This window comes from Leptolyngbya sp. ST-U4 (assembly GCF_039962215.1).
In the GTDB taxonomy this organism is placed as follows: Bacteria; Cyanobacteriota; Cyanobacteriia; order Elainellales; family Elainellaceae; genus Leptolyngbya_A.
Window position 1 is genome coordinate 1 of sequence record NZ_JAMPKZ010000014.1, and the last position, 19,928, is coordinate 19,928.

Annotated in this window: 17 protein-coding genes and 1 pseudogene; 9 read left to right on the plus strand and 9 right to left on the minus strand. The window is 52.6% G+C overall.

What is annotated here, in order from left to right:
• Positions 1 to 106, plus strand: a pseudogene (locus NDA02_RS18520) (IS630 family transposase); the annotation flags it as partial.
• 143 nt (positions 107 to 249) lie between these two features.
• Here NDA02_RS18520 and NDA02_RS18525 read toward each other — a convergent pair.
• Positions 250 to 1,377, minus strand: a complete 1,128-nt coding sequence (locus NDA02_RS18525) for a DUF4394 domain-containing protein (protein WP_190789694.1) — start codon at positions 1,375 to 1,377, stop codon at positions 250 to 252.
• A gap of 394 nt (positions 1,378 to 1,771) precedes the next feature.
• On the opposite strand from NDA02_RS18525, the gene NDA02_RS18530 reads away from it, so the two are divergent.
• The 3 genes from NDA02_RS18530 to NDA02_RS18540 all read left to right on the plus strand — a co-directional run bounded on the left by NDA02_RS18530 (position 1,772) and on the right by NDA02_RS18540 (position 4,521).
• Positions 1,772 to 1,981 (plus strand): hypothetical protein, encoded by a 210-nt coding sequence (locus tag NDA02_RS18530; protein ID WP_348255632.1) that lies wholly within the window; start codon positions 1,772 to 1,774, stop codon positions 1,979 to 1,981.
• Positions 1,982 to 2,112: 131 nt separating this feature from the next.
• On the plus strand, positions 2,113 to 2,814 hold the full coding sequence (locus NDA02_RS18535) for a DUF2459 domain-containing protein (protein ID WP_190789692.1): 702 nt from the start codon (positions 2,113 to 2,115) through the stop codon (positions 2,812 to 2,814).
• Between the two features lie 207 nt (positions 2,815 to 3,021).
• Entirely contained in the window at positions 3,022 to 4,521 is a 1,500-nt protein-coding gene (locus tag NDA02_RS18540) for an adenylate/guanylate cyclase domain-containing protein (RefSeq protein ID WP_277878997.1), read from the plus strand.
• Here NDA02_RS18540 and NDA02_RS18545 read toward each other — a convergent pair.
• Positions 4,505 to 5,455 carry an NAD(P)-dependent alcohol dehydrogenase gene (locus NDA02_RS18545; RefSeq protein WP_190789691.1) on the minus strand — a complete coding sequence of 317 codons (951 nt, stop codon included), beginning with the start codon at positions 5,453 to 5,455 and terminating at the stop codon, positions 4,505 to 4,507. The genes NDA02_RS18540 and NDA02_RS18545 overlap by 17 nt on opposite strands.
• A gap of 398 nt (positions 5,456 to 5,853) precedes the next feature.
• Between NDA02_RS18545 and hflX the strand changes: the two genes are divergently transcribed.
• Together hflX and NDA02_RS18555 are read left to right on the plus strand one after the other, a co-directional pair.
• Positions 5,854 to 7,545 carry a GTPase HflX gene (gene hflX / locus NDA02_RS18550; protein WP_190789690.1) on the plus strand — a complete coding sequence of 564 codons (1,692 nt, stop codon included), beginning with the start codon at positions 5,854 to 5,856 and terminating at the stop codon, positions 7,543 to 7,545.
• Positions 7,546 to 7,633: 88 nt separating this feature from the next.
• The gene (locus NDA02_RS18555) at positions 7,634 to 8,863 is read left to right on the plus strand and encodes an esterase-like activity of phytase family protein (RefSeq protein WP_190789689.1); all 1,230 of its coding nucleotides are present in this window, start codon (positions 7,634 to 7,636) and stop codon (positions 8,861 to 8,863) included.
• Positions 8,864 to 8,962: 99 nt separating this feature from the next.
• On the opposite strand, the gene NDA02_RS18560 is transcribed toward NDA02_RS18555, so the two are convergent.
• From NDA02_RS18560 to NDA02_RS18575, 4 genes are all read right to left on the minus strand, one after another.
• Positions 8,963 to 9,814: an ABC transporter permease gene (locus NDA02_RS18560; protein WP_348246849.1), complete on the minus strand. Its 852-nt coding sequence runs from the start codon at positions 9,812 to 9,814 to the stop codon at positions 8,963 to 8,965.
• An 8-nt stretch (positions 9,815 to 9,822) separates the two neighbouring features.
• Positions 9,823 to 10,764, minus strand: a complete 942-nt coding sequence (locus tag NDA02_RS18565) for an ABC transporter permease (RefSeq protein WP_190791737.1) — start codon at positions 10,762 to 10,764, stop codon at positions 9,823 to 9,825.
• A 56-nt stretch (positions 10,765 to 10,820) separates the two neighbouring features.
• The gene (locus tag NDA02_RS18570) at positions 10,821 to 11,984 is read right to left on the minus strand and encodes a spermidine/putrescine ABC transporter substrate-binding protein (RefSeq protein WP_190791736.1); all 1,164 of its coding nucleotides are present in this window, start codon (positions 11,982 to 11,984) and stop codon (positions 10,821 to 10,823) included.
• Positions 11,985 to 12,109: 125 nt separating this feature from the next.
• Positions 12,110 to 13,249 carry an ABC transporter ATP-binding protein gene (locus NDA02_RS18575; RefSeq protein ID WP_190791735.1) on the minus strand — a complete coding sequence of 380 codons (1,140 nt, stop codon included), beginning with the start codon at positions 13,247 to 13,249 and terminating at the stop codon, positions 12,110 to 12,112.
• A gap of 363 nt (positions 13,250 to 13,612) precedes the next feature.
• On the opposite strand from NDA02_RS18575, the gene mrdA reads away from it, so the two are divergent.
• Entirely contained in the window at positions 13,613 to 15,430 is a 1,818-nt protein-coding gene (gene mrdA / locus NDA02_RS18580) for a penicillin-binding protein 2 (RefSeq protein WP_190791734.1), read from the plus strand.
• A gap of 60 nt (positions 15,431 to 15,490) precedes the next feature.
• Positions 15,491 to 15,646, plus strand: coding sequence for a hypothetical protein (locus NDA02_RS18585; protein WP_190791733.1), 156 nt, complete (start codon positions 15,491 to 15,493; stop codon positions 15,644 to 15,646).
• A 207-nt stretch (positions 15,647 to 15,853) separates the two neighbouring features.
• Here NDA02_RS18585 and NDA02_RS18590 read toward each other — a convergent pair whose 3' ends face one another.
• On the minus strand, positions 15,854 to 16,945 hold the full coding sequence (locus NDA02_RS18590; protein WP_190791732.1) for a DRTGG domain-containing protein: 1,092 nt from the start codon (positions 16,943 to 16,945) through the stop codon (positions 15,854 to 15,856).
• A 180-nt stretch (positions 16,946 to 17,125) separates the two neighbouring features.
• Positions 17,126 to 17,500, minus strand: coding sequence for a type IV pilus biogenesis protein EbsA (gene ebsA / locus NDA02_RS18595; RefSeq protein WP_190791731.1), 375 nt, complete (start codon positions 17,498 to 17,500; stop codon positions 17,126 to 17,128).
• 161 nt (positions 17,501 to 17,661) lie between these two features.
• Here ebsA and NDA02_RS18600 point away from each other — a divergent pair, with 161 nt between their 5' ends.
• A complete protein-coding gene (locus NDA02_RS18600) occupies positions 17,662 to 19,002 on the plus strand; it encodes an NAD(P)/FAD-dependent oxidoreductase (protein ID WP_348246736.1) in 1,341 nt (446 codons plus the stop codon).
• Here NDA02_RS18600 and NDA02_RS18605 read toward each other — a convergent pair.
• On the minus strand, positions 18,999 to 19,787 hold the full coding sequence (locus NDA02_RS18605; protein WP_242067502.1) for a GUN4 domain-containing protein: 789 nt from the start codon (positions 19,785 to 19,787) through the stop codon (positions 18,999 to 19,001). The genes NDA02_RS18600 and NDA02_RS18605 overlap by 4 nt on opposite strands.
• Positions 19,788 to 19,928 lie beyond the last annotated feature (141 nt).

Below are 19,928 nucleotides of genomic sequence, written 5' to 3' on the forward strand. Positions count from 1 at the left end.
GTGGTTCGTGCTCAAGAATTGGATGCGTCAACGCTGGGATGAATTTGATAGCTTTCGCGATTGTGTCGATGCTGCCTTCAACCATTGTTCGAACGTGTATCCGTAAAGCTATAGCTTGAAGAATACTCATTCGGGTTGTCGCATTTCAACCGTTCCAATTTTTACAGTCTTTGTCTTCCTGAGGAAGTCAGGGATTGGCTTTAGGTTGCTCCCTGACTTCGTAGCAGTCTTGAGCCTGCTCAACGTCTTTTAGGGTCGAGCTGCAAGCCCTTTAAAGCTGAGCGCGGTTTGATTATCGCGGACATCACCAAATAAATTTGCTGTGCCCGTCGTCAGGTTAACGCCGTACAGCGATGCGTTAGAAAGTGCATAGGCAGTGTTGGTTGCGGGGGCAGTTGCGCTGGCAGGCTGGCTGACAATATCAAAACCCGCGTTCCCGCTGAAGTCAACGCCTAGTGCTCCGACGCGAGTTTGCGTTCCGGCATTAGGCGGATTTTGAATGAACAGTTCATCGGTGGTGGTGTTGATGGTGAATTGTGTGGTGGCGGCGGGTGGCGTGATCGGGGCTACGCCTGTGAAACTGTTGATGTAGGCGGTTGCTGCGATCGAGTTCGTCGCGCCGTTCAAGTTGCCATCGGGCTGAATGCCGTCCAGGGGGTTTAGATTGCTATCCACAACGGCTCCGGTATCTGGCACTAAGCGCAGATTTTGTCCGGCATCGCTCACTACCCGAATGCGATCGACCGACGGATTAAAGTCGAAACCAAAATTCGTGCCGCTCAGCGGAATTGCAAAAGGCTGGGCGTTCACGGCAGTGGCGGCTCCAGTGGCAGGATCAATGCGGTAGAGGCGGCTGGTACTACCCAAGCCAAACAGTTGACCATTCAGCGGACGAAAATCGATGCCCAGCAGGTTTTCCCCTGTTTGCAATCCGGTAACGCTGACTCTTCTAACGTTTGACAGGTTGTCGTTATTAAAAAATGCCAGATTATTGTCAGTGGTTAAGCCCACGAACTTCGCGGTTGCCGGATCAGGCGCAGCAAGCGGACTGGTAGACAATCTGAGACGGTAGCGCGTTTCACCGTCGCGAAGCGTGGTTTTAAGGAAGTAGCGACCTCGCTCCAGAATCGTGTTGATGGGTTGAGACTGCTGAGCTGTGTTTTGCGAAAAGCCGATGCGCTGACGATCGCGATTGAACAGTGCCAGGTTTACATCGCTTTTGAGTCCACGCAAAACGCCCTGCAAGCTGCTGCGAGTGGTCACCCGAAAGCTAAAAAAATCAACTCTGTCACCCTGATTAGCTGAATCACGAATTACCTGCTGTCCCTGCAACACGCCGAGATTTTGCGCCCGGTTGAAGCTGTTATTTGAAGCCATGATTCAATACTCCGATCAATTTAATTAGACTGGACAAATTAGATTGGACAAACTCAGTACGCGCAGAACAATCAAGTGGATGCACCTGGGTTAGAAAAGAACCGCGCTTTGCTCTGGGAAAAGGTTTGAAAAGTCATCATCATGACCCAAACTGCCTCCTTGCCCCCAATGATGAGGAAACCAAACTATTGCTCAGGTTCAAAGTCCCTTAGTTTTGAGGAACTTAGGGGGTAACACAGCACTTTCAATGCTTCTCAAACAACTTCTTTGCAGGCGTAAATCACTTCAGATCACTCTTTAGATAGGTGAACGATCGCCGTTTTTCTGCTAGCTAAATCGCAAAAAGTGAGTAGTTGTTTGGGTACAATACGGCTACTGTGCTGTGAAAGAACCCATGTCTGAAGCCGATCGTTTTTTGCCGGAGTGTCGCGTTTGTCAGTTCTATACCTGCAATGTTCATTTGCGCTGTGCGGTTCATCCGTCGGGTGTAGAGTCCGAGCAGTGCCTTGATTTCACCCTTTATCAGCCTTCTGTCCATTCGCCTCGTTCGATTGAGGTTTATCCCGCGCAGAAGGATGCTAAGCAAAGAAAGAAGTCAGCGTGATCTGTGAAGTGATGGGGTGATAAGCCGTGTGGTCTCCCCTCCTGTGCCTGGGAAAATAGCGAGGGAAATTTAGAGCAGTCCTCAAGCACTGAACCGATTACCCTAGATAGGGAAGTGCTTTGCATTGCCTCATGACCCTGAGAAAATTTTTGGCTCTCGTCGCAGGTGGTTTTCTATTTGTTTATTTGCTATTTCTGGCTGGCTCAACGATTCCCAGGCAGTGGACCCAACAGTGGAATTATCATTCTCAGGAAAATTCTCCGGTGAATTCTCAGATCAATTCCCAGTCAAGCTGTCAATATAAAGTTTGCGCTGCGCGGTTTGGCATTCACACCAATATCATTATCCCTGTCTCCAACGGTGCTTATAACTGGCAGAATGATTTGACGCTGCCGTTAACGCAAGAGCAGTATTTAGGGTTTGGCTGGGGTGAGCGCGACTGGTACTTGAATCCACCTCCTGATAATTCGCTCGACTATTACTTCAAGGGTTCTCGATCGCTTTTATTGCCAAACGCCGCCGCCCTTCGAGTTCAAAGACACGATCGGTTTCCGAGCCATTTCGAAATTCGCTGTGGTGGCGTTGATCGATCGCATTATCTTGCATTAATTGAGTATATTCAGCGATCGTTTCAGCGTTCCGCCGGAAGGCGAATTCAAATCCGCGCAGATCCGCAGGCGGGTACTGCTTTTTATGAGGCAACAGGACGGTATTCTTTTCTGCATAACAGCAATCACTGGACGGCAGAAGGACTCCGCACTGCGAAGATTAATACACCCCTGTGGGCAGGCTTCTCGCAGGCAGTTATGCGCCAGATTAAGCCGACCTGTTAACTAGGTTTGGCGCGGCAGAATCGCGAGATGCCAGCATCGTTCAGTCGTTGAAGTTTCCAATGTAAACCCTCTGGTACTTCTCAAATCCTTTGTAAGAACCTATTCTTAGTGCAGAAAACATCACGGGCAGTGCAACGACGCTAACCCATGCTGTGAGCTGCCTCGCCTTCGATTGTTATCCGTCTGAGGCAGTTGAGTTTCTCTGTAATGCCGATGAATGACCCGATCGCTGTACTGCTGATTGATGACCAGGCAATTATCGCGGAAGCGGTGCAGAAAATGTTGGCGGCTGAAACCGATATTACCTTTCACTACTGTGCTGATCCGCTTCAGGCGATCAAGGTGGCACAGTCCTTTCAGCCGACCGTGATTCTGCAAGATCTGGTGATGCCGCAAATGGATGGTTTGCTGCTGGTGCGATTGCTGCGATCGTCCGATACACCAACGTATCAAATTCCACTGATTGTGTTATCAAGCAAGGAAGATCCGGTGATCAAGGCGCAGGCGTTTGAGTATGGCGCAAATGATTATCTGGTGAAATTGCCCGATCGTGTTGAGCTGCTTGCCCGAATTCGCTACCACTCCAGGGCATACAATAACCTGCTAAAGCGACAGGAAGCCGAGGCGCAGCTTCGGGAAGAAAACGAGCAGCAGGCACTCTACATTCAGCAGGTCAACAAAATCACCGATGCTGCCTTTGCCGTTGAGCAAGACATCTTTGAGGAAGGACATTTGGCAGAAGTCGCCGATCGCCAGGATGAGCTGGGGCAATTGGCGCGGGTGTTTACTCAGATGGTGAAAACCGTCAAAGTGCGGGAAGCAGAGCTAGAGCGGCTAAAAGATTCTCTGGCGCGATTTTTCCCGGGGGAGTATCTGCGATTTCTGCGTAAAGACAGCGTGATCGATGTGCAGCTTGGCGATTTTGTCAGCAAGATTATGGCGGTGATGTTTAGCGATATTCGCGCGTTCACCACCATTTCTGAAAGTATGAGTCCACGCGAAAACTTTGACTTTATCAACGCTTATTTAAAGCGAGTCAGTCCCGAAATTCGCAATCACTACGGCATTATTGTGAAATTTTTGGGAGATGGCATGATGGCAGTTTTTCCTGACGGCGCAGATGATGCGATCGCTGCTGGAATTGCCAAACATCGGCGTGTGCAGGAATACAATGAGCAGCGGCAGGCAAGGGGCAAGCTGCCGATTCAGGTTGGCATTGGCGTTCATGTGGGACCGATGATGCTGGGCATGGTGGGGGAAAGCAATCGAATTCAGGGCGACGCTTTTTCGGACAACGTGAATCTGACCGCCCGACTGGAAGGACTAACCAAGGTTTACGGCAGTGCCCTACTAATCAGCGGGCAAACGATCGAGCACCTCAGCACGCCTGAAGCCTACCAGTTTCGCTTTCTGGCAAATACGCTGGTTAAAGGACGCACCGAACCGATCGCCGTCTACGAAGTGCTCGATGCCGAAACGGAAGCAATTCGCGAGCTAAAACTGCAAACGCTGCCTCAGTTCGAGCAGGGGATTCAACACTACCGCGATCGTGCCTTTATCGATGCCAGAGCTTGCTTTGAACAGGTACTCGCCGTTCATCCTGACGATCAAACTGCCAAACTGTACTGCGATCGAATCGAACGGTTACTCTCCGAAGGCGTTCCCGAAGACTGGAACGATGCCTGGTCGATCATTCCCCAATCGTAATCACCACTTTTCCCACCGTGCGTTCCGTTTCGCCTTGCTGATGCGCCGCTACCGTTTCAGCCAGAGGATAGGTGCGATCGATAACCGAGCGAATGTGTCCCGCTTCAATCTGCTGCTTCAGAAATTCCAGATCAACGGCATTCGATTTCAGCAAAATTACTTTGTACTTGGGTCCAGGCAAAAATGCCGTGAAAAAGCTTTGCACATAGTTTGCCGGATAGGGCTGCGTCGTCACGTAATAGCCATTGGGCTGCAAAACTCGCTTACAGTCATCAAACGATCGATTCCCCACCGCATCAAACACGACATCGTATTTCGTCGCGTCCTGAGTAAAATCCTGCTGCTGATAGTTAATGACTCGATCGCATCCCAAACTCTTCACTAAATCAGCATTTCGGGCACTGCAAACCCCCACAATCGAAGAGGCTCCTAACACTTTGGCAATCTGCACCGCATAGGTTCCCACACCGCCCGATGCACCGTTGATCAACACTCGCTGTCCTGCCGCAAAATGCCCTTCATCTCGTAACGCTTGCAGTGCAGTCAGTCCCGCTAAAGGTACAGCCGCCGCTTCTTCGTCGCTCATATTCGCGGGTTTGTGCGCCGCCACTCTCTCTGCTACTGCTGCGTATTCCGCATAAGCTCCACCTGCCAACTGATCGAGCCGCGCATAAATCCTGTCTCCAACGCGAAATCGAGTCACTTGACTGCCCACTTCCACGACTTCCCCCGCCACATCAAAGCCCAAAATTAACGGAAACTGATAGCCCGTCAGGAACTGCAGCAATCCTTTTCTGATTTTCCAGTCGATCGGATTCACGCTGCTGGCATAAACCCTAACCAGTATTTGATCAGCTTTAATCACAGGTTTATCAACATCGGCATAGCGCAATACGTCAGGAGAACCGTAGCGATCGATCACAGCTGCTTTCATCACTCATACTCCAGATACATAACAACGCTTGAGCAGGACAAGTTCTACCCAAAACGATCGGATGCGATCGCCAATAGACTCGCTCTATCTGCACCTACAGTCAATTGCAGTCTTTCTGAAGGGTAATCGCAATCTCTAGAGATAGATTTTGGATGACAGAATTCGTTTTGGAGTGAACGGCAATTGAATAAGTTTATGGATAGATGAAGAGAATACTCAGGAAGCTTTCTAGTTCGGGTTCAGCCTTTAATCTACGATTGCCACCAACATCGACGATTAGAATCATTCTTTCATTCTTCTTAACTCGCTCTTAAGAACGATTGCAGAACAAGCCATAATTTACACCATAAAATCAATTGGCTTCTATCGTTTATTGGCGTTTACTTGGGTCTGCTGCTATGCCAACAGTCTATGGAAATCTTCAGGGCATTCGATCGGCTCAGCTCAAGCAAATTGAGGCATTGTACGATCAGCGTCAGTTGGGCGATCGGGTTTGCACGATTGAGTTTGCTCGGCAGTTGGCGCAGCTCAGCAGCACGATTCATCATCCGATTTGTGTCTATTTGAATCGGCGGGGGCAGGTGATTCGGATTGGGATTGGCACACCGCTTCAAACTCAACTTCCCCAAAGTGAACTGCCCCGGCAAGGCGGCGATCGGCTGAGCGGCATTCGCTGTGTTTCGGTGATGTCTCATGCGCCCGACCGTGGCAGTCTGGTAGCGATGCTGAAGCAGCGATGGGATGCGCTGGCAGTGTTGGTGATTCCCGAAGGAAAACGGCAGAAAGCGGCTGAAATTCAAGAGACTTATCTGGTGCATTTGATTCCCGATTTTGACCAGCCCTGGACAGTTTCAGAGCCAATGCCGCTCGATGAATTGACCAATCTGGAACTGGATGATCTGATTTACGACTGGGAAAAAGATCTGGGCGAATCCGGTTTCGAGCTGGATCAGTTTCAGGCTCCCTCGGATCACGATCGCGTGCTTCTGGTGGGTTTGATGACTGACGGCATGACGGCACAGCAGTTTGAAGAGGGCATGACCGAGCTGCGGCGATTGGTGGATACAGCAGGTGGTGAAGTGATTGGCGTGATTGAACAGCGACGCGGCACTCCCCATCCGCAAACGGTCGTTGGTCAGGGCAAGGTCGAGGAAATTGCGCTTCAGGTGCAAACGCAGGGCGCAAATCTGGTGGTGTTCGATCGCGATATTTCTCCTTCCCAGGCGCGAAATCTGGAGGAGCAAATCGGGGTGCGGGTGGTCGATCGCACCGAAATTATTCTGGATATCTTTGCCCAGCGTGCCCAATCCCAGGCAGGGAAACTTCAGGTGGAACTGGCTCAGCTCGAATATCGGCTGCCGCGGCTGCGGGGACAGGGACGGGGTTTATCGCGACTGGGCGCAGGTATCGGCACACGAGGACCGGGAGAAACCAAGCTCGAAAGCGAACGACGCACAATCCAGCGACGGATTCAGCTTTTGCAGCAGGAAGTCAATCAGCTTCAGGCACACCGATCGCGCCTCCGGCAGCAGCGACAGCAGCAGCAAATCCCGGTTGTGGGACTGGTGGGCTATACCAACGCAGGCAAATCTACCCTGCTGAATGTGCTGACCCAGGCAGAGGTCTACGCCGCCGATCAGCTTTTTGCCACGCTTGACCCCACCACGCGCCGCCTGACGATCGCTGATGACATGAATGCAGCGAGAAAAGAAATTCTGCTTACCGATACGGTCGGCTTTATTCATCACCTACCGCCTGCCCTGATGGATGCCTTTCGCGCCACGTTGGAAGAAGTCACCGAAGCCGACGCGCTAGTGCATCTGGTGGATCTGTCTCATCCTGCCTGGGCAAGCCATATCAAATCGGTGGAAACGGTGCTGGATGACTTGCCTGCAACGCCGCCTACCGCACTGCTGGCATTCAACAAAATCGATCACGTTCCCCCCGAAGTGCTGACGCAGGTCAGGCAGGACTATCCCGACGCCGTGTTTATTTCTGCCACCGAGCGGCTGGGACTCGATCGCCTGAAGCAGGAGATCCTGAAGCTGCTGGGGATTTCGGTGCAGCCTGGAGAAGTGGAAGTGGGTTAAGGGCAACGGTGCCCGATCAAACGTCCTGCTTGCCCATTCCCGCATTTTGTGGCAAGTTGCGATCGGTGCTGTTTTGCGGTCATCGCTTATGTTTCGCCTTCCCCGCTTTCCTGCTTTCCTGCTGTCGTTCTGCCTGCCCTTTTTGTTGCTCAGTGCGATCGTCTTGCTCACAGGCTGTAGTTTGCCGCAAATCAAAGCAGAAGATCGGCTATTCTTACCGCTGAGCCTGGACTTTCTGGGAGAATACCGCCTGCCAAAAGCAGATTTTGAGAATGCGCCGATCGGCGGTTTGTCGGGCATCGCCTACGATCGTCAGCGCGATCGGTTTTATGCTGTGTCGGACGATCGCAGTGAGCGTGCCCCTGCCCGGTTTTACACGCTAAAGCTTGACATTGGCATATCTGGAGTGGCAGAAGATGCAGAAACCAGCGGGGCAATTGGCATTCGATCGGTAGAAATTGAGCAGGTCACAACCCTCAAAGGCGAAGACAATCAGCCCTATGCAGAAGGCACGATCGACTCGGAAGGCATTGCCCTCTCGCCTCGCCGTACGCTTTTTATCACCAGTGAAGGCGTTACCCCGGCAAAGATCCCGCCCTTTATTAATGAATTTGAGCTCGAAAGCGGTAACTGGCGCAGTCGGCTTGCTGTCCCCAAGCGGTTTCTGCCCCCAGAGGAAGAGGGACAGCTTCTGGGTGTGCAGAATAATCGCGGCTTCGAGGCCCTCACAATTAATGCGGGCGGTGCAGCTCCCAACTCAACTGAACCCTATCGCCTCTTTACCGCAACCGAAGCCCCGATCACCCAGGATCTTCCTCTTGCAGATGCAGATAACAGCAGCACAAATCCTCCCGCCCAACAGCCGCTTCGCTTTCTGCACTATCTGGTCGGCGATGAGCTGCCCCTCTTGCTCGCAGAACACCTTTACCTGATTGATCCACCCCCCTCTGGAGCCACTGAAAATGGACTGGTCGAACTGATTAGCCTTGATCAGGGCGGGCACTTTCTCAGTCTGGAGCGATCGTTTGGCGCATCAGTGGGAGTGGGGGCAAAGCTCTATGAGCTGGCGATCGGCGGCGCAACTGATACTTCCAGCATTCCTTACCTTCAGGGCAATATCACCGGAATCGTGCCGATTGCAAAACGGCTGCTGCTCGACTTGAGTGAGCTTAATATTCCCCTGGACAATGTGGAAGGAATGACGATTGGACCCCAGCTCCCAGATGGCTCCCAAAGCTTGATCCTTATCAGCGACGATAACTTTAACTCGCTCCAGGTGACTCAGCTTTTACTGTTTCGGTTAAAGAATAGTCGATGAATCCCTCGATCGCATCAAGCACGCTCCCGATAGGCTGATCTTTATGGACTTGATCTTGATGTGCTGCTCTTTGCCTGGCTGCGATTCCAGACACGGGTGCTAACCTTGCAGTTTGCGCTGCGTACTCTTAAACCGGATGTATTCCGAAGCGAATGCCAGCAGACCAGACGCCAGAATCAGAATCACGCTCAGGGCATTGATATCGGGTTTAACCCCAGTCCTGACGCGGCTAAAGATTTCCATTGGCAGGGTGTTTGCGCCGCCTCCTGCGGTAAAGCTTGAAATTAACAGGTCGTCCATGCTTAGCACAAATGCCAGCAGACAGCCCGACAGCACGGCGGGCATCAGTTCGGGCAGCAGCACTTTGAGAAATGCCTGAGTCGGCGTTGCGCCCAGATCGAGAGCGGCTTCTTCCAAAAACGGATTGAGACCGGATAGACGAGTGGAGACGACGACTGCAATATACGCCAGACAGAAGACAACGTGAGCCGCTGTGATAGTCCAAATGCTGAGGGGAATGCCGACATAAACGAGGAAGACCAGCGTGGCAACGGCAATCGCAATATCAGGAATAATCAGCGGCAGGTAAGACGCGCCTCGATAGAGTCCTTTGCCGGGAAAGCGAAACTTGGCTAAGCCGACTGCCATCAGCGTCCCCAGTACCGCCGAAATTGCCACCGCAGCCAGGGCAACGGTGAGACTATCGCCCAGCGCGGAGAGAATCCGTCTATCGTTGATCAGGCTGCTGTACCACCGCAGGCTAAAGCCGCCCCAGTTTGAGCTAAACCGTGACGCATTAAAGCTGTAAAACGCTAGCACCAGAATCGGAAAATACATAAATCCGTACATCAGCACGGAAAATACCATTTGCCAGGAAAAACGGAGCTTGGCTTTGGGCGATTGCGGCACAGAATCATCCTCCACGGGCGGCACAGCTTGGGCGGTTTCCATTGGCATGGTCAGACGGCATCTCGATCGCCATATTTAATCAAAAGTGCGATCGACACGCTCACGGCAAAAATTAAAATCATGCTGAGGCTAGAACCGAGTCCCCAGTTGCGAGTTGCGCCAAGAAACTGGTTGAAAATAAACCGGGAGATCGTCATATTCGACGCACCGCCCAGCAGTTCCGGCACGACAAAATCTCCCAGGCTGGCAATAAACACCAGCAGCCCACCTGCCGCGATACCGGGAAGCGTTTGGGGCACTGTGATCCTGAGAAATGCCTGGCTTGGCGTTGCGCCCAGGTCGGAAGCTGCTTCCAGCAATCGTTTGTCTAACTTTTCCAGCGAGGCATACAGAATCAGCACCATGTAGGGCAAAAAGCTATACGCCATGCCGATAAACACCGCCGGACTCTGGTTTAGCCAGTCCTGTCCCGGAATGCCGATCGCCCCCAAAATAGAGTTGAGCAGTCCAGTCGGTCGCAAAATGGTAATCCAGGCGTAAGCCCGCAGCAGTGAAGAAGTCCATAGCGGCAGCACAAACCCGACCAGCAGCAGATTTCGCCATCGCGCCGGAGCCATGACCGCAATCCAATACGCCACCGGAAAGCCGAGCACCAGCGTCAGCAGTGTAGAACCCGTCGCAAAGTAAAGCGATCGTCCGATGACCCGCAGATAAGGATTGCCGATCGCCTCGGTTGCAGAGCTGCGTGGCAGCAGGATTTCCAGATAGTTGCCAATGCCATAGCCCCCCGCAGGTTGCCCCAGGCGAAATCCCGGAATCAGGCTCAGCTCCAGAATCAGCAGCGTTGGTAATACCAGCAGCACCAGTAGCCACAGTCCCGGAGGAGCCAGTAATACCAGGGGCTGCACTAATTTACTGAATCTGCGTCGCCAGGACGCCTGAGAAGGCTTTTCAGGCAGGGCAGAAGGAACCGGAGGAGTAGTGGTCGACATCGCGGCAAACCTGAAAGAACCTGAAAGAACCTCAAAAGAACAGCCTGCAACAAATACTACGCGCTGGTGAGCTGAGTCCAGTATTTGTCGTACAGGTCGGTTGCCTGGGTAGGAACGGGCGTGATGCCTTCGCACTTGGTAAGCACGCTCTCCGAGGGATACAGATTGCTGTTGTTTTTGGAGTTGGTCGGCAGCTTCTCAAAGGCGGCTTTGTTGGGCGTGGCAAAGTTGAGTCGTTCGACCAGGTTCGCGGCATTTGCTGGATCGAGCATAAAGTTCATCCATTCATAGGCAGCGTCCGGGTTGGGAGCCGATTTGGGAATCACCATCGTATCCGTCCAGATCGAAGTGCCCGATCGCGGAATTACATACTTCAGGCTAGGCTGTTCTTCAATCAGTGAAATTGCGTCCGACGAATATGCCATCGATACCGAAAGATCGCCGCTTGCCAACTGATCTTCCCAGCCGTTCGTTAAGAAAGACGCGATCGCAGGTTTGAGTTCAACCAGTTTGCGGTATGCCTGCTCGATTTGCTTCGGGTCTTTAGAGTTGTAGGAAAAGCCGAGCGATCGCAGCGTCGCGCCCATCACTTCCCGCACGTCATTAATGAGCGTCACTCGTCGCGTCAGCGATCCCTTGTTTTGCCAAAGGAAGTTCCAGTCGGTGATAGTTTTGCCGTTGAGTCTTGCCGGATCGTAAATCAGTCCGGTGGTTCCCCAGGTTGCCGGAACGCTGTGAGCATTGTTGGGGTCGTATGTCGGATTGCTCCACTTCGGGTTTAGGTTGCTCAGTCCAGGAAGGCGCGATCGATCGAGTTCGGTCAGCAGCCCTTTGTCCTTCATCTCGACCACCATGTAGTCCGAGGGAAAAATGATGCTGTAGGCATTGGCTCCGCCTGCCTCGACTTTTGCCAGCATCGCTTCGTTCGAGTCAAAAATATCGACAACGGTGCGAATTCCAGTTTTTGCCTCGAAGTTCTTCAGCAGTTCATCGTCGGTATAGTTTGCCCAGGTAAACACATGAAGCGTTTTAGCGTTTTCCCCAGAGCTGGGACTGGCGGCGGGACTGTTTCCGGCAGAAGGATTCGACAGGTTACGGGCGCAGTTTGATAGCACCACCCCCGAAGCAGCAGCCGTTAGAGTTTGTAAAAATCGTCTTCGGGAGGTTCCAGAAAACAATCGACCGTCAGGGTGGTTTGAGTGAGAATGGGTTGGCGGCATGGTTTCTTCCTACTGCGGTAAGGGTGCAACGGGAAAACGTACATAAAACAGCATACGCGAATCGTTTGCAGTCGGCTTTCCCGGGGGACGATCGAGCAGACCTAAATCATTCAATCAGGTGCTCCCTAGGCAGGCAACGCCAGACAATCAGCAGCAGACCAGTACACCTTAACCGAACTGTGCAGATCCAGAGGTCGATCGCTGCGGTTGGGCAACAGTACGGTAATACGATCGCCTGTCGCGAGCTCCACGAGATAGTGAACGTGGGTTCCCAAGTACATGATGTGGCGCAGTTTGCCTTCATAGGCATTGGTTGAGGCGTTGATCAGATCGCCGCTGTTGGGCGAGCCAACATGGATTTTTTCGGGACGAACGCTGACCATCACGTCGGTGGGCGGGTTTTGCTGCCAGGCATCTTGTGGCTTCACCATCACGCGTAGCCCTTTATCAGTCACCACTTGCAGCATTTCCGGATAAATGGTTTCGACCCGCGCCTGAAACAGGTTGGTATCGCCAATAAAATCTGCCACAAAGGGCGTTTGCGGCATTTCATAAATCTCGCTGGGGCTGCCCACCTGCTCTAATCTGCCTGCATTCATCACAGCAATGCGATCGGATAAGCTTAGTGCTTCTTCCTGATCGTGTGTCACCATCACAAACGTCACGCCGAGTTCCTGGTGCAGATTCGACAGTTCCACCTGCATTTCTTTCCGCAGCTTCAAATCGAGCGCGCCCAATGGCTCATCGAGCAAGACTACGGTCGGGCGATTCACTAGGGCACGAGCAAGGGCGACGCGCTGCTGTTGCCCACCCGAAAGTTGAGCCGGATAGCGACGGGCAAAGGATTCCATTTTTACAAGCTGCAAGGCTTCTCCGACGCGCTGCTGCACCTCCGATCGGCTGCAATTCTTAATGCGTAAGCCAAAGGCAATGTTGTCAGCCACCGTCATGTGGTTGAATAGGGCATAGCTCTGAAAGACAGTGTTCACGGGTCGCTTATAGGGAGGTACATTGGTCATCAGTTCGCCCCGGATGTACACTTCTCCCCCGGTGGGTTCTTCAAACCCGGCGATGATCCGAAGTGTAGTAGTTTTGCCGCAGCCCGATGGACCCAAAATGCTGAAAAATTCACCCTGCCGAATGCTCAGATCAATGCCGCGAACGGCAGTTTCCCCGTTATAAACTTTGAACACCTTTCGCAGTTCAACGTCCAGCTTGGTTTCGGTCTGGGAAGCATTCCGGTCTTGAGCAACGGTCTGGGACATAATTGGCAAATTTCCTTTTCCAGCTAGTATTTCACCCGTTTGTCACTTAACTTGTGTTTTGAGCAGCACAGTTAAACTAAATTCTGGTTAACAAACTTTTAACCCGTCCGTTTCAAGCAAACTTCTCTGAATCAATCTTGATTAACCGATCGCAATTCTCTGGTCAATCCGTTTTGAAGGATTTTTCCTGGGAAACCTATCCCTAAGCGATCGCTCTAGCACCTAGCGTTTCTTGCGCAATTACCCCGTTGCAAATTTAGCCGTTGCAAATTCAATAGCAGAACAAAACTAGACCCCGGTTCGCTTGTCCCCTAGCATAGCTTAAGTGCCGTCCACCTCTATTCCGCCACGTCTATTCCGATTATGAATCGATCGCCTTTGATTGCATCCAGCCCCAATTCTCGACAGAATGCCCGCTCAGTGGGGCGACACTATCAGTCGGTGATTGTGATGCTGTTCGTCAGTTTGATTCTGGTCGGTGGAATTGGGACTCGTCTGGTTTATCTCCAGCTTTTTCAAGGCGAACGCAACCGCCAGCTTGCCGACAATAACCGGATTCGCCTGATTCCTCGCCAGCCCGAACGTGGCAAAATTTTGGATCGCCGAGGCCGAATTCTGGCAGGCAGCCGTCTTTCCTATGCGGTGTTTCTGTGGCCGATCTCAAATTCTAAGCAGCAGTGGTCGGTGATTGTGCCGCGTCTGGCAAAGGTGCTCAATGTTCCTCAAAAGACGATCGAAAACCGCCTGGAGCAGGCAGGCTATGATTCCCCGGCTTTGCTGCGAATTGCACGAGGCTTGAGTCCAGCTCAAGTGACAGCCCTGGCAGAGTTTAGCCACGAATTAAAAGGCGTCCAGGTTGAAGCGGAAGCCGTTCGCAACTATCCCTATGGCGATCTGGCAGCTCATGTGCTGGGCTACACGGGCGAAATGAGCGACGAAGACCTGAAGGCAAAGCAGGATCAGGGCTATCGTCTAGGAGACGTGATCGGGCAGATGGGCGTTGAGGCAGCCTTTGAGCGGCAGTTGCGCGGCGAATGGGGCGGACAGCAGGTTGAAGTAGACGGAGCGGGGCGGGTGCTGGGGGTGCTGGGCGAAAAGACTGCCAAAGCTGGAAACGATGTGCAGCTCACGCTGGATCTGGATGTGCAGCGCGCCGCAGAACGGGCGTTAGGCGATCGCAAAGGGGCAATTGTGGCGATCGATCCCCGTGACGGAGCCGTGCTGGGGATGGTGAGCCGTCCTGCCTTTGACCCTAATTTGTTTTCAACCCGCATTACCGATGCTCAGTGGAAGCAGCTTCAGGGTCTTGACTTTCCGTTTGTGAACCGCGCTCTGCAAGGCTATCCGCCTGCCAGCACCTTCAAGATCGTCACAACTGTTGCTGCCATTAAGTCGGGCGAGTTTCCGATAGGAACGGTGTTGCCGACCTATCCGTTTGTGGAAGTGGGTGGCATTCAGTTCTGGGACTGGAACCGGGCAGGCTTTGGTCCGCTTGATTTTCCGGGGGCGATGGCATGGAGCAGCGACACCTTCTTTTATCAAACCGCGCTCGGCATGGGTGAAGAGCCGCTGATTCAGTGGACACGCCGCTTTGGATTTGGCGAAAAGACGGGAATTGAGATTGCTGCCGAAGAAGCTCCGGGACTTGTCCCCGATCCGGGTTGGAAGGAAGAAGCACTAAAAGAACCCTGGTATGTAGGCGATACGGTGAATATGTCGATCGGACAAGGCTATATGCAGTCGTCACCGCTTCAGGTTGCCGTCATGTTTGCGGTAGCAGCGAACGGAGGCTATCGGGTCAAACCTCACCTGATGATGGACAATCAGATCGATCGCTGGCGAGAATCTCTCAACCTCAGCCCAGAGATTATGCGAACGCTGGATCAGGGGCTACGACAAGTCATTACAAGCGGGACAGGAACTGCGCTCAACGTTCCCAATCTGCCGCCAATCTCCGGTAAAAGCGGAACTGCTGAAGACCCACCCCGCCAGTCCCACGCCTGGTTCGGTGCATATGGACCCACCAGCAAACCGGAAATCGTCGTCGTTGCCTTTGCCGAAAACTCTGGCGGTGGTGGCGGCTCGGTGGCTGCCCCGATGGTGCGTCAGGTTCTCGAAGCGTACTTTAACGGCACTCAAGCATCTGAAGCAGCTCAGCCCGAATCCGTCACGACTGACTGAAGCCAGCTACGGCTCAATCTCCAGAACCCTTTAATTTAGCTGACCGAACTGGAGATCGGTTTGGGCATCTGGCAAGGTGAATTTGAGGGCGTGTCGGGAAACTGGCTGCGCTGGTGCGATCGCTCAGGTGAATGGCTACTGACCGATACTGAACAAGCACGGCGAGCAGAAAACAAGCCCAACCCCAACTGCTGCAAGCCGCCCGCAATCTTTTAGAAACGGGGATGCCGATCAAGCAGGTGGTGTTCCTGCTCAGCTTATCGGAGACGCAAGTTCAACTGCTGCAAGCCGTAGACTGATAATAACTGTTGCTTGGGGTTTAACCGATCGCATTTGTACTTGGCGGTCTGCTTTTAGGGTCTGCTTTCAGGGAAGGTGAGAGCCGAATGCCCCTTCTTATCGGCAGTGGGTTATTCTTAGCCGCTATACCGTCGCGACCGGGTCTAAGCCCAGTTTGGTCAGCAGGCGATCGACCTTGAAATGCTTTGTCATCATTTGCTGAATTGCCTGCACCTTGATTGGCTCATGCAACCGTACCTGCCCAAACGTGCGATCAACAATTTCAACAGTTGTGAGGGTATCCAGATCGACTGACAATATTGGGATTTCCAGATCTTCGGCGCGGCTCAGAATCGCCCGTGACGGCGGCAGATGTCCGGTTAGGATCAGGCATTGGGTCGAGGTTTCCAGGGCGGCAAGTTGAATATCGGTTCGATCGCCCCCGGTTACCACTGCCATGTTACGCCCCTTGCGGAAATATTCCAAGGCAGAGTTCACGTTCATTGCCCCAATTTTGAGGCTTTCCACCATCAGATCCAAGCGATCGGGCCGACAAAGGACTTCTGCGCCAAGCTGATGCACCAGTTCGGCAACGCTGACGCTTCGCAGCAAATCATTTCGCGGTAGCAGTCCCAAAACCTCAATGCCATGACGCTGCAAAAATGGCTGAATCTGAGATTCGACGATTGCCACTTGATCATGCGGGATGTCATTGATTAGCACACCCATGAGCCGATCGCCTAACCGTGCTTTTGCTGCCAGCAAGCTATCGACCACTAGAGCCGATCGAAAGCGGCTGACCAGCATCACTGGCGAATCTAGCGCCTGAGCAATCTGCGGCACTGACAGATCAAAGAGCTTTCCCTCTTCCAGGGTTCCGGCTCCCTCCAGCAAAACAAGATCAACCCCGGCAGGAGCGGCGTAACGCTGTAAAAGCTGCTGATAGTGCGTTGAATCAGTTCCGTTAATCCGACGAAAAATGGTTGCTTCATCAAGCGGCAGCAGCATCGGCAATACGCAACCGTCCGGCAGCTTGAGGGTTTGTGCCATGAACTTCACATCTTCCTCGATCGGCTGATCGGGAGAATCCTCGGTGAGGCAAGTCCCGATCGGCTTACCGTAGGCAATCTTGAGTCCTTTTTGCTGAAGCTGATGCGCCATCCCTAAAATCATGGCTGACTTACCGCTATAAGCTTCAGAAGACCCAATCAACAAAAAATTCGCAGACTTTGGCACGCCCGTAACTCCTCAAAGCAATCTCGATGCCCTATTCCCCGAAGATGCTTTATAAGTGCTTTGCTAGCTTATTTTTGCTAGCACACTGACGCTCTCCATCAGAACCCGTGGACATTTCATCCATTGTATTTATCTTTGATTCACTTTTCTGATAGAGCTGCATAAATTTTAGGAAAGATGCTAATCATCCAACCGCAGCAGCCGGCGGTAAAAGGACTGGGAGAAATCAGCACTGCGTGAACTTTTGTAGATAAACAGCAGCTCGATCAAGAAATCGACAAACTCAAAGTTCGCCAGCATGACTTCATAGCTCAGGTCAGCATTGTTATCAAACTGAAGCCGACACCGGGTGAGATCTGCCGGAATCGAAGAGATACTCCAACTCGCTACAAAAGGAATACTTTCGCCCCCTTCAATCTGGCGAGAACCCTCTAGGCTGCCAGCCTGATAAAGACTGATTGCAAGAGGTAGGGCACTCCGCTTGCGTCCCTGATAATAAGGCGCGTAGACGCTGACATCACGAGGGTTGGCAGGCTGGAGCTTTTCAAGTGACATACTTAAACTTTCCTTCAATCTCCGCTGGGGTGGACGCTAACGTTGAGGTTGCAAGAACGCTAGGGTAGAGATACACGCGCTGCATCGACAGCTTTTGCTGCACTCTGGAACTTAGTATTCCCACGACCACCGATTGGAATGTCACTTTTACTTTTATTTTTATGAGAAGTTCACCCACGCTTGCGACCTCTCGACCCCTGCAAATTTTAGTCGTTGGCGGCGGAGCAGGCGGATTTTTTGCGGCGATCGTTTGTGCGGAGGCTCACCCGCAGGCTCAGGTCACACTGTTTGAGGCAGGTTCGCAGCCACTCAGCAAAGTGCGAATCTCTGGCGGCGGTCGCTGCAATGTCACCCATGCCTGCTTTGATCCGGCAGCTCTAATTCAGTTCTACCCCAGAGGCGGCAAAGCGTTGAGGGGCGCATTTACCCGCTTTCAGCCAAAAGATACGATCGCCTGGTTTGCCAAGCGGGGCGTGACGCTCAAAACCGAAGCCGATGGGCGAATGTTTCCTGTTACAGATAATTCTGAGACGGTCGTGGATTGTCTGACCCAGGCTGCGCTGCGAGCGGGCGTGAAAATTTACACCGCTGCTCCGGTCAGCCGCGTTACCAAAGAGAATGATTACTTTGTGTTAACGCTGAAGTCGGGGCAGGAGGTTCGGGGCGATCGGCTTTTGCTGGCAAGCGGCAGCAGTCCGCAGGGGTTTCAGCTTGCTAAAAGCTTGGGACATTCGGTAGAACCACCTGTGCCGTCGCTGTTTACGTTCAATGTTCCCGATTCGCAGCTTCATGAACTTGCTGGAGTATCCGTGGAGTCTGCCAAAGTTCAGCTTTTTGTGCCCGAAGGAAAACCTATTGAGCAGATCGGTCCGGTGCTGATTACCCACTGGGGGTTGAGTGGTCCGGCGGTTCTAAAGCTATCAGCCTGGGGCGCACGGATACTGCATCAGCATCGCTATCAGGCAACGGTGCGGATCAATTGGTTGCCGACCGAGACTGCCGAAACGGTGAGACAAACTCTGCTGGCAGCCAAAACCGAATTTCCTCGAAAATCGATCGCCGCCCACAATCCTTTTACCCTGCCGCGCCGCCTCTGGCAATTTCTGACGATGAAAGCGGGTGTTGGCGAAACCGATGATTCTGAGGGCGGAAGTGCTTCGCATCGCTGGGCAGACTTCTCCAAGCAAGCGATGAATCGATTGATTCAGCAGCTCATGCAGACCGAACTGCCGGTGAAGGGCAAAGGTGTTTTCAAAGAGGAGTTTGTCACTTGTGGCGGCATTCGGCTAAAAGACGTCAATTTTCAGACGATGGAGAGCCGCTGCTGTCCGGGGTTGTACTTCGCCGGAGAAATTCTTGATATTGATGGCATCACAGGGGGCTTTAACTTTCAGAGTGCCTGGACGACGGGCTGGCTTGCAGGTCAGGCAATGGGAGCCAGTTTCCCGGATGCAGAAATTGGGGCAGGAGCAAAGGCGAAAGGGGAAAGGGTGAAAAATTAAGCGTTCCAGGCAGGATGGGCAAGCAGCGCAGCAATCACGCGAACGCCGCGAAGCTGATTTGACAGCGGCAAATGCCCTCTTGGAGCGGTTAAATCCCAGGTGAACTCCTGGGGGTAACGAGTCCAGCTATTTCCGCTCTTCCAGCCAATCTGGAACCACAGCTTTTCCCAGTTTTTGCTCACGCCTAACCAGACCTCACGCTGCACGGAGTAGCCAAATTTGCCTTCGGAGTACACCCGCCAGAGGGCATCGATCGTCTTCAAATCAGCGGTCGGAAACTTCTCAACTTCGGTGAAATAAAGCCATTTACGCTGCAACGCTAAGTTGCCTGCCAGCTCACACAGTTTTTCGAGCGTCAGGCGATCGGCAGCTTCAAACTGCTGTTCTGCAAGAAGCGTTTGCAGCGAGCTATAGTCGATCCCCCGTTCTGAGGTGAGCGGCAACAAGCCCTGAGCAAAGTGAGTTTGCAGGAATTCTTTGACTTTTGGAGACTCGGATTGCACCAAGACTTGATAGATTTTGCCTTCTACAACTCCGGCTAAATTTTTGAGTGAATCAGGTTCTGCCCAAAACTGGCTCAAGCGAGGCTGTTGCTCCAGCAGGTAGCTCATGAGCGCATCGAATCCGGTTTCTCCTGCACTCGCAGCCTCCTGAACTAGCTGGAGCTTGTTTTTGGGAGATTCGGCTCTGAGGCGATCGATAAAATCAGTCATATCGGCTGTAACCGAGGAATCAGGGGAACTAGGGTGGGTAGAACGAGTGAGAAACGGCTGCACGGCAGGCATGAACTCGACACAACACAGCAGTGAAACACCTCAGGCGGGTGGAGTAATCCTGCCCATTTTTCGCCCCAGGGTTTAATTCCACTTGCTTTATTCCACTTTAATACGCGAGTGAAGCGCAACGCGGACGGCAGGGGAGAAAAG